Annotated in this window: 8 protein-coding genes; 5 read left to right on the top strand and 3 right to left on the bottom strand. The window is 60.3% G+C overall.

Translation table 11 applies throughout. The annotated features are described in order from the left end of the window. Positions 1–86 precede the first annotated feature (86 nt). Positions 87–581 (top strand): DUF3531 family protein, encoded by a 495-nt coding sequence (locus tag NW849_RS05645; RefSeq protein ID WP_414343673.1) that lies wholly within the window; start codon positions 87–89, stop codon positions 579–581. Between the two features lie 12 nt (positions 582–593). Here NW849_RS05645 and NW849_RS05640 read toward each other — a convergent pair whose 3' ends face one another. Continuing rightward, positions 594–2,366 (bottom strand): sulfatase, encoded by a 1,773-nt coding sequence (locus tag NW849_RS05640; protein WP_414356466.1) that lies wholly within the window; start codon positions 2,364–2,366, stop codon positions 594–596. Positions 2,367–2,449: 83 nt separating this feature from the next. After that, entirely contained in the window at positions 2,450–3,400 is a 951-nt protein-coding gene (gene lptC, locus NW849_RS05635; protein ID WP_414356464.1) for an LPS export ABC transporter periplasmic protein LptC, read from the bottom strand. Between the two features lie 167 nt (positions 3,401–3,567). Here lptC and NW849_RS05630 point away from each other — a divergent pair, with 167 nt between their 5' ends. Genes NW849_RS05630 through ppk1 form a run of 3 tightly spaced genes read left to right on the top strand, consistent with a single transcriptional unit; the run spans position 3,568 to position 7,629 of the window. Then, positions 3,568–4,437: a branched-chain amino acid ABC transporter permease gene (locus NW849_RS05630; RefSeq protein WP_414356461.1), complete on the top strand. Its 870-nt coding sequence runs from the start codon at positions 3,568–3,570 to the stop codon at positions 4,435–4,437. After that, on the top strand, positions 4,437–5,396 hold the full coding sequence (locus tag NW849_RS05625) for a branched-chain amino acid ABC transporter permease (RefSeq protein ID WP_414356458.1): 960 nt from the start codon (positions 4,437–4,439) through the stop codon (positions 5,394–5,396). Before NW849_RS05630 ends, NW849_RS05625 begins: the two co-directional genes overlap by 1 nt. Before the next feature lie 58 nt (positions 5,397–5,454). Beyond that, a complete protein-coding gene (ppk1, locus tag NW849_RS05620; RefSeq protein ID WP_414356468.1) occupies positions 5,455–7,629 on the top strand; it encodes a polyphosphate kinase 1 in 2,175 nt (724 codons plus the stop codon). Between the two features lie 78 nt (positions 7,630–7,707). Here the strand turns inward: ppk1 and NW849_RS05615 are convergent, their stop codons facing one another. After that, positions 7,708–8,286 carry a DoxX family protein gene (locus NW849_RS05615; protein ID WP_049749590.1) on the bottom strand — a complete coding sequence of 193 codons (579 nt, stop codon included), beginning with the start codon at positions 8,284–8,286 and terminating at the stop codon, positions 7,708–7,710. 265 nt (positions 8,287–8,551) lie between these two features. Between NW849_RS05615 and NW849_RS05610 the strand changes: the two genes are divergently transcribed. Further along, positions 8,552–9,670, top strand: coding sequence for an ABC transporter ATP-binding protein (locus NW849_RS05610; RefSeq protein ID WP_011433663.1), 1,119 nt, complete (start codon positions 8,552–8,554; stop codon positions 9,668–9,670). The last annotated feature ends 107 nt before the right edge of the window (positions 9,671–9,777 follow it).

Here is a 9,777-nt window from a genome sequence, read left to right as displayed (position 1 = left end):
TGTTTGGAAACAAACAGAATGCTATCGCTGCATAGTTGAACAGTGATGTTCAGCAGTGTTCAGCGTAAATGTATCAGGAACTGTCCATGCAAGTGGAGTTTCGCGAGTGCGATCCGGGAAATCTGTGGATCTGGTTTGAGTTTGCGGAGCCGCCGGTCGAAGCTGAGCTGGAGTACCTCAACGAGGTGCTGGAGTCATGGTACGTGCTGGGCAAACTGGGCGGATTTAACGCCGAGCGCCTGGTGGCCCAAGAGGCCGAGGTGGATCTGAGCTATCTGGAATATCCCAACGAATCGGATCCCTTGCCTTCCCTAATGCACAACATGGGATCCCTGGAAGAGAAGGACAACTGGGCCCGCTGCTGGTTTGATCTGGGCACCGCCGATGCGATGGCGCTGGATGTGTTGATCAACGCCCTGCGCACCCTCAGCCTGGAATACATCGGCCTCAGCCGCGTGATTATCGGCGGGCAAAATGAGGATTGGCCAACGGCGGATCCGGAGGAGATGGATGACATGGATGACTACGATCTAAACGGCTATGTGCGGGATCACAGGGAGGAGGAAGGAGGGCTGGAATAGCGGGATCCCTGCCTACTCCAAGTAGCCCAGCTCTTGCATCTGCCGCACCAAGTCGGCATCGCTTTCCACATTCACCTTGCGAGGAGCCGTGCTGGGCTGTCGGGATTCTGCCCAGCTCACCCACGTTCTCAGCCCCTGCTGCAGGCGAGCCAGCCAAGCCTGGGGGGAAAGGGATCCCCAGCCGGCTTCCCCCGCCGACCGGTTGCGATAGCGCTGCGGGTCCACATCAGGCAGAGAGGAGACAGGATCCCCGTCGCCGACCCAGAGCAGATCCCGCAGCTCCGCCGGATCCTGCTCCAAGTTGTAGAGGCTGGGACGATCCCCCGTTTGGATGAGCTTGGTCATCCCCTCATAGAGGGCACGGCGGATATCGTAACAGGCACGCGCCCGCAGCAGGCTGTCGTTACGGCTTTCCATAGCCCGAATGAGGAGGTGGGGCGGGAAGGCTTCGCTGAGCACTGTTCCCTGCTCGGGATCTTCCCCTGCCAAGGTGCGGGCCAAGCTGAGGCGGGCGACCTCGCGGCGGAGCTTGAGGCTGACACAGGGGGCACCGTTGGGGGAAAGGTTGGGGCTAAAGCCGGCAGCTTCCAGGAGGGTATGGAAGAGGCGGCGGGTGGAAACGGGGGTGGCAATGCGTTTTCCTGCCGGGAAGTGGCCGGGATAGCGCAGGATGAGGGGCACGCGGATCAGCTCTTCGTAGACCACAAAGGCGTGGCCGACGAAGTCGTGTTCTCCCAGGCCTTCGCCGTGATCGGCGACGATGGCCACCAGCGTATTCTGCTCCAGGCCGGTGTGGCGCAGGGTGTCGAAGACGGATCCCAGTAGGTGATCTTGGTAGGCCACCTCAGCATCGTAGATATCCCGCAGCACCTGAGCTTGCAGCGGGGAGAGGGGTTCCGGCAGGGGCGCCATCCAGCGGTAGGGCTGGGCGTTGTATTGGCGCAAAAAGTCGCGGGCCTCGCGGTTGCTTTTGAAATAGGGGGCGTATTTCTGCACAAAGGGCTCCGGCGGCCAGTAGGGCAGGTGGGGCTCCATCAGGTTGACAAAGCAAAAGAAGGGCCGTGCTCCGGGATCCGACCGGCGGCGGGCCATCTGCTGCAGGTAGCGGTTGAGGTCGGCAATCGAGGCGGCGGTGTTGCCCTTGAAGTTCACCAAGCGGGTCCAGAGGGAGGCAAACCAGGGGTGCAGCGCCAGTTGGAAGAGGGTGTCGGAGCGGGCAAAGGCGTTTTGCACCGGGTAGGAGAGCCGCCGCCAAAATTGGGTGTAGGCGGCCAGCCAGCGGTTTAGAGGGGCAGGCAAGGGGTTGCCCTCGGGGGGGCGGGTGGGCAGAGCGCCGCCGTAGTTGTAAAAGGTTTCAAAGCCGCGCCGCAAGCCGTTTTTCAGGATCCCCACCAGAGGGTTGTTGCAAAAGCCCACGGTGGTATAGCCACTCAGCTGCAACAGCTCTGCCAGGGTGGGCAGGGCGGGGCTCAGCTCCAGATCTGCTTGGACGGTCTGGTGGGTGCTGGGGTATTCCCCCGTAAAGAGGGAAGCGTGGGAGGGGATGGTCCATTGGGCAGGGGCGATGGCCCGCTCGAAGAGGGTGGATTCGGCGGCCAGCCGATCCAGGTTGGGGCTGGTGGGCAGTTGGCGGGCACGCTCCGCTTCCGACCAGTAGCAGGAGAGACGATCTGCCCGCTGGGTATCCAGCACGATCAGCAGGATGTTGGGGCGTTCTGCAGCAGCGCCGGCCCTGGCGGGGAAACATCCTGTTTGCGCCACTCGGACGGAGTCCTCAAAGCTCACCACAACTCACCCGATACTTTTCCTTAAAGGTATCCCTATCCTGCCATGCTCTCGGCCAGCTTTCTGCTTCCCCCACCGCCTCCTCAGGGCAAAGTGAGCTGGGTTTGGCTGTTGCCCTGGATCCGAGCGGTGTTGGCCTGCCAATCCAGGATCCCTTGGTTGCCCCTAACGGTCAGAGCCTGGCCGGGCTGGCGGTAGCGCACGTTGCCCTGGGCCTGCAACTGGGTGGAGCCGATGCGCCAGCGGATCTCCTGGGCCTGCAGCTCTTGACCGGTTTGCTCGGCTTTGGCTTGCCCGTTGCCCAATATGCGCAACTCGGTTAGAGGCAGGGGAGCCCGCAACTGCTCGCCCCTGAGGCGCAAAGCTTGTAAGGGAGCGTAAACCTCTACAGACCCTACTGCCTGCACTTCCCCGACGCCAAATTGCCACAGAAAACGGCTGGCAGCCAGCTCCAGATCCGGATCCCGGTACTCTGCCCGCACCGGCTGAGTGGGATCCCAGTTCTCCAACTGCATCTGGGCTTGGCCAAAATCAACGAGCAGCCGCTCCCCCTGCAGGGATCCCTGGCCCTCCAACAGCTCCACTTTCACCTGGCCCTCGGCTTGGAGGCGGCGCTGTTCCGGCAGCCATTCCACCCGTTGGGCCTGCAGACGCAGATTATCCCGCTCTGATTCCACCTCGACTTGACCCGTCAATTCCAGCCGTCGTTCGCCGGGGTACGCGGATCCTCGCTCGGCGCGGGTGCGGATGGCGCGGTTGTCTTCGTCGAAAAATTCTCCCTCAACGGCCTGCAAATGGGCGGATCCCAACTGCACAGGAGCGGCGCTGCCTTCGGAGGGGGGCTCGTATTCGGCCAGGCGAGCCTGTAAGCGCCAGAGAATGGCACCATCCGGTCTGGCTTGGGTGAGGGTGATGTCTTCGTAGATCAACTGGGGGGTGGAGATGGGCTCGGAAGGCGCATCGGGATCCCACTCCGGCCCGCCACAGCCCGCGCTCAGCAGGGCCAAAACGGCCAGGAAACGGAGGACAGACAAAGACCTGGACTGCATGGATCTTCCTTGGGGGCTTTCTCCCCTACCCTAGCTTTCTCAGGACTCCGTCCCGCTGGCGCGATCAGCCGTATTCTTCCGCTGTGCCGGACGGGATCCCGCTCTCGGCAAACCCGTGGCATCATCAGGGCAAGGGGTTTTCGGGGGCAAGCGTGACCCAACTGTTGCAACTTTTCATTTACGGCCTCGTCTTGGGCAGCATCTATGCTCTGGGGGCAATTGGGGTATCCCTCACGTTTGGCATTTTGCGCTTTGCCAACTTTGCCCACGGGGATCTGATGACCCTGGGGGCCTACTTCGGCCTGACATTTGTTGGGTTGGGTTGGCCAATTGGGGTCAGCCTGATCCCGGCAGCCTTGGCCACGGTACTTTGTGCAGTTGGGATCGACCAGCTCATTTATCGCCGCCTGCGCCGGGAGGCCCCGGTGATCTTGCTCATTTCTTCTTTTGGCACCGCCCTGATTCTGCGCAGCCTGGTGCAGATCATCTGGGGGCCCAACAACCAGGTGTACCGCAGCGGGATCCAGTTGCCGTGGCGGCTTGGAGAGCTGCGCATCAAGCCCGATTGGGCAGTGATCCTGGTGGGAACAGCCCTGTTGGTGGTGGCCCTGCATCTTTTCTTACAACGCACGCGGGTGGGCAAAGCGATGCGGGCCATGGCCGACAATTTTGAGCTGGCCAAGATTACCGGCATTGATACAGAGCGGATCGTCCTCTGGACTTGGGCCATTGGCGCAGCCTTGGCCTGTGCAGCAGGTGTGTTCCTGGGCATGGATACCCGTCTGCACCCCACCATGGGCTGGCGGCTATTGCTGCCCATTTTTGCAGCGGCCATTCTCGGCGGCATTGGTCGCCCTTACGGGGCCATTGCCGGAGGGCTGGTGATTGGCCTAGCGGAAGAGTTTTCCACCTTGGTGATGAACCCTGCCTATAAAACCGGGGTGGCCTTCGCCATTTTGGTACTGCTGCTGATCTTCCGACCCACAGGATTGCTGGGATCCCCGGGTGGGGGGAATGTCTGATGTTGAGCTACGGCATTTTCTTTTTGATTTTGGTGGGGATCTACGGCGTGCTGGTGCTGGGCCTCAATATCCAGTGGGGCTACGCCGGCATGTTCAACATCGGGGTGGGGGCTTTTTTTGCCGTGGGAGCCTATGCCAGCGCCATTGTAACCACACCCCCAAGCGCCGAGCATTTGGGCGGCTTCAATCTGCCCTTTTGGGTGGGTTTTGCCATAGCTGTGGCTGTCGCCGGGGCGATTGCCTTTTTGATCGGGTTGATTACCCTGAAGCTGCGTTCCGACTACTTGGCCATCGCCACCATCGGCATTGCTGAGATCATCAGCCAAATCCTGAGAAATGAGGGCTGGCTGACCAATGGCGTACGGGGAATTACCCGCATTCCACGACCCTTTCGCGGCTGGATCCCAGGTCAGGATACTCTTCTCTACTTGGGCTTGGTGCTGGTCATTTTGGCGGTGGTCTATTGGGCTGCGGAGCGGGCCTATCGCTCCCCCTGGGGGCGGGTGCTGCGGGCCATTCGCGAGGATGAACCGGCAACCATGGCCGCCGGCAAAGATGTGCTCCAGTTTCGCCTGCAGGCGTTTGTGCTGGGATCCATGCTCATGGGGTTGGCGGGGGCCCTCTACGCCCATTTTGTCAATTTCATCAGCCCAGAAGCCTTTCAACCGGAGTTTGCCACCTTTATCGTTTGGGTAATGCTGATCGCGGGGGGCAGTGGCAACAATCGCGGCGCCTTGCTGGGAGCGCTGGTAATTTGGGGGGTGTGGTCGGGCAGCGAGTGGCTCACCAACCGTTTGCCGCCCCAGTGGGCCACCCGGGCTGGCCCTTTGCGCATTTTGTTGATCGGGATCCTGCTCCAGGTGATTCTTCTGACGCGCTCTCAAGGATTGTTGCCTGAACGTCCGCCCAAGCCCGTCTTGGGCATTTCTCCTTCGCCTAAGCAGAACCCCGCAGGATAGGATTGGGTCGGCTCCAGCTGTTGTTGACGTGTTTGAGACAACCCAGCCCTCTGCCGCCATGACTCCGCGCCCCAAGGAAACTGACCCTTCCTGGCCACCCTGCAACCCCGACACGACGGGCTGCCCCCCGGATGCCGGACAACCAGGGATCCGGACTACACCCATCCAAGAGGGCTATGCTCTGCCGGAGCAGTATTTCAACCGGGAGCTGAGCTGGATTGAATTCAATGCCCGGGTTTTGCACGAGGCCCTGGATGAGCGCACACCTCTGCTGGAGCGGCTGAAGTTTCTGGCCATCTTTGAGAGCAACCTGGACGAATTTTTCATGGTGCGGGTGGCGGTGATCCGTCGTCAGTTGGAAACGGGCGTGTTGGTGCTAACCCCGGATGGCCTTACACCGCAGCAGCAGTTGCAGCAGATCTCGAGCCACCTGCGCCCCCTGATTCGAAAATTGCACACTTGCTTCCGGCAGGAACTGGTGCCCAAGCTGGCGGAACAGGGCATTCACATCCGCGATTTTTCCGAGCTGGCCGAGTCGGAACGGCAGGAGCTGCGGGACTACTTTGAGAGGCGTTTGTTTCCAGTGCTCACCCCCTTGGCGGTGGATCCAGGCCATCCTTTTCCCTACATCTCCAACCTCAGCCTCAGCTTGGCGGTGGTGGTGCGGGATCCAGAGACTGGCAAGGAGCATTTTGCTCGCGTGAAGGTGCCCAACACCTTGCCCCGCTTTGTGCCGCTGCGGGATGGGGTGAGTTTTGTGCCGCTGGATCAGGTGATTGCCCACCATCTGGAAGCGCTGTTTGTCGGCATGCAGGTGCTGGAGTACTACCCCTTCCGCATCACCCGGGATGCCGATCTGGAAATCCAAGAGGACGAGGCCGACGATCTGCTGGCTGCCATTCAAGAAGAGCTGCGCAAGCGCCGCTTCGGCTCAGTGGTGCGCATGGAGATTGCCAGCCAAACTCCGGCAGCCATCCGACAACGGCTCAGCGAAGAGATGCGCCTCAACAGTGACTCGGTGTACGAAGTGGATGGCCTCTTGAGTATGGGGGGGGTGATGGCGTTTCTCAGCCTGAATCGGCCCGATTTGAAGGATCCCCCTTGGGGGCCGGTCACCCCGCCCCGCCTGCGCACTGCCTCGGTCAGCGATGAGCCGGTGGATATCTTTGCCGTCATCCGGGAAGGGGATCTGTTGGTGCATCACCCCTACGATTCTTTTGCCGCCAGCGTGGAACGGTTTTTGGAGGAGGCCGCCAACGATCCGCAGGTGCTCACCATTAAGCAAACCCTCTACCGCACCTCCGGCGACTCGACGGTGGTGAAATCCCTCATTCAGGCCGCCGAAAACGGCAAGCAGGTGGCCGCTCTGGTGGAGCTCAAAGCCCGTTTCGACGAAGAAAACAACATCCTCTGGGCCAAAAAGCTGGAGAAAGCCGGGGTCCACGTGGCCTACGGCCTGCCGGGGCTGAAAATCCACTGCAAACTGGCTTTGGTGGTGCGGGAAGAGGAGGGATCCCTGCGCCGCTACGTCCACATCGGTACCGGCAACTACAACCCCAAAACCGCCCGTATCTATACCGACCTAGGGCTGTTCACTTGCGATGAGACCCTCTGCAACGATGTTACGGAATTGTTCAACCTACTGACGGGCTACTCGCGGCAACGGCAATTCCGCAAGCTCTTGGTGGCCCCCAGAACCCTGCGCCAGGGCATGGAAGCCCTGATCCGCCGCGAGATGCGCCATGCCCAAGCGGGGGGCCAGGGGCGTATCATCGTCAAGATCAACTCTCTCACCGACCCGGAAATGATCCGGCTGCTCTACGAGGCCAGCCAAGCCGGGGTGGAGATCGACCTCATTGTGCGCGGCATGTGCTGCCTCAAGCCCGGGATCCCCGGCCTAAGCGAACGCATCCGCGTGATCAGCATAATCGGGCGCTTTCTCGAACACTCGCGCATCTTTTACTTCTATAACAACGGCCAGGAAGAGTACTTCATCGGCAGTGCCGACTACATGACCCGCAACCTGGATCGGCGCGTTGAGGTGGTTACCCCTGTGGAGGATCCCGCGTTGCAGCGGGAGCTCAAGGCGATCTTGGACATCTGCCTGACGGACAACCGGCAAGCCTGGGAGTTGCGCCCTGATGGCACCTACGTGCAGCGGCAACCCAAGCCAGGAGAGCCTGTGCGCTCCACCCACCAACGCCTGATGGAGCGGGCCGCCAGCCGCATTTAGCAGGATGACTCTCACTGCTAACCTCTCTCAGAGGGAGAGAGGAGCAGCCTCGCCGCTATCGGGAATGGCCACCAAAGCTCAGGATCCGGTGGTCTTGGCGGCCTCGGCCTCTTCCTCGCCCAGCGCAATTACCCGTTCCGTGGCCTGCAACGAAGACTGCAAGCTCTCCAACTTTTCCCGGCTGGCGCGGTTCAGCCACGACTCGATTGCATTCACCAAGAGCTGATCCACAGAGAACCAGCCCCCCCCATTCACCGCAAAGGCCAAGAAGATCGCTGCGTAAATGGCCGACAGCTCCAGATAGGGAACGCTAAAGCCGGCCACTTTGATGTGGTGGAACATGGCCACTGCCATCGTGGCGAACAAACCCAACGCTGCCCCGCGGGTCAACAAACCCAGCGCCACCATGGGGGCTGCAATCAGCTCGGTATAGGCGGCTACATAAGCAAAAAAGATCGGGAAGGGCAACCCGATCACTTCTACATAAGCCGTCGCAAATCCTTCGATATCTGCCAGTTTGTCAAGGCCGTTGTGAATCATGAATAGCCCTGCCACCACCCGCAAAACGGTCCACGCCACTTGAGACCAGCGCGGAGTTACGCTGTCGTGACGCAAAGCTGAGGCGAGTAGCACGGGAAACTGCTGAGAGGGTGCCATAGGATAAAACCTGCGATGCAAAGATGAGCAAAGACTCTAACTTATTGTAACGATTCTAAATTTCTGTAACAAGATGGGGTTCAGATCCCCAGTGGTCAAGGGATCCCATGCAAAAACAAGGCCTCCGGCCCGCTTTCGCGACCGGTCGGGTGGGTTTCCGGCGAGCTTTCACCGCAGGCGATTGCGCCACACTATCTCTGCTCTTGGCCTGGGACTTTTCCGGCCTTGCTGAGACCTGTCAACCTCTGTAAATGGATCCCTCATAATGGGTTCATTTGCTGCCTGTGTCGATATGGTTGCCGAATCTGTCCTCGCCTCTGATGTCAGCTCCGCCAAAGCCCAAGCCGGGAGAGAGGAGGGATCCCCACCTGCCATTCGTTTGCGGAGGGTCAGCCGCAACTTTTCCGGGATCCAAGCGGTGGACGGGGTGGATTTGGAGGTGCAGCAGGGGGAGTTTTTTACGTTGTTGGGGCCGTCGGGTTCGGGCAAAACCACCTGTTTGCGGATGATCGCGGGCTTTGAGCGTCCGGATGAGGGGCAGATCGAATTGAACGGCCAGAATGTTTTGGGTCTGCCGCCCTACCGACGGCCTGTGAACACGGTGTTTCAGGACTATGCTCTCTTCCCCCACATGACGGTGGCGGAGAACGTTGGCTACAGCTTGATGATCCGCGGCATACCGCCGAAGGAGCGCCAAAAGCGAGTGCAAGAGGCGCTGGAGCTGGTACAACTGCCCGATCTGGGATCCCGTAAACCCAGCCAACTTTCAGGGGGGCAACGGCAACGGGTGGCCTTGGCGCGGGCTTTGGTTGGCCGACCGCAGGTGCTCTTGCTGGATGAACCTTTGGGGGCGCTGGATTTGAAGTTGCGCCAACAGATGCAGTTTGAACTCAAGGCCCTACAACACCGCCTTGGTCTCACCTTTTTGTACGTCACCCACGACCAAGAAGAGGCCCTGACCATGAGCGATCGTATTGCCGTGTTCAATCGCGGGCGCATCGAACAGGTGGGATCCCCGGCAGAGCTCTACGAGCGACCTGCCACCCGGTTTGTAGCCGGTTTTATCGGCCAAACCAACTTGATCGAGGGATCCCTGGCGGAACGATGCGTGGGAGAAGCGGCCCTGTTTGCTTTGCGCCCGGAGCACATTCGGATTGACTTATCTGAAGAAGGGATCCCCGATGGCCACTGCCGCTTGCGGGGACGGATTTGCGACACTGCTTATCTAGGGGCTTTCATTCGCTATCAGGTATGGGTGTCGGGCTGTGAGGTGAAACTTTTGGCTGTGCAACCCAACCCCGGCCTGAATTTGCAGCAGTTGCCGGAAGGGACGGAGGTGACTTTAAGTTGGGATCCCAGCCGGATGCACCGCATCCCCGAATAGGGCTCTCAATCCCGATCTCCTCTGGAGCTTGTCTATCCGGCGTCGGCGCTATCTTGCAGGCAGTTGACACTCCCGCCGACTGAAGTCGAGGGATTCTTACGTAGCCC

Origin of the sequence: Synechococcus sp. R55.3 (assembly GCF_047461975.1) — a bacterium.
In the GTDB taxonomy this organism is placed as follows: domain Bacteria; phylum Cyanobacteriota; class Cyanobacteriia; order Thermostichales; family Thermostichaceae; genus Thermostichus.
The sequence above is the reverse complement of the archived record's forward strand: the minus strand, read 5'-3'. Positions and strand labels throughout refer to the sequence as shown.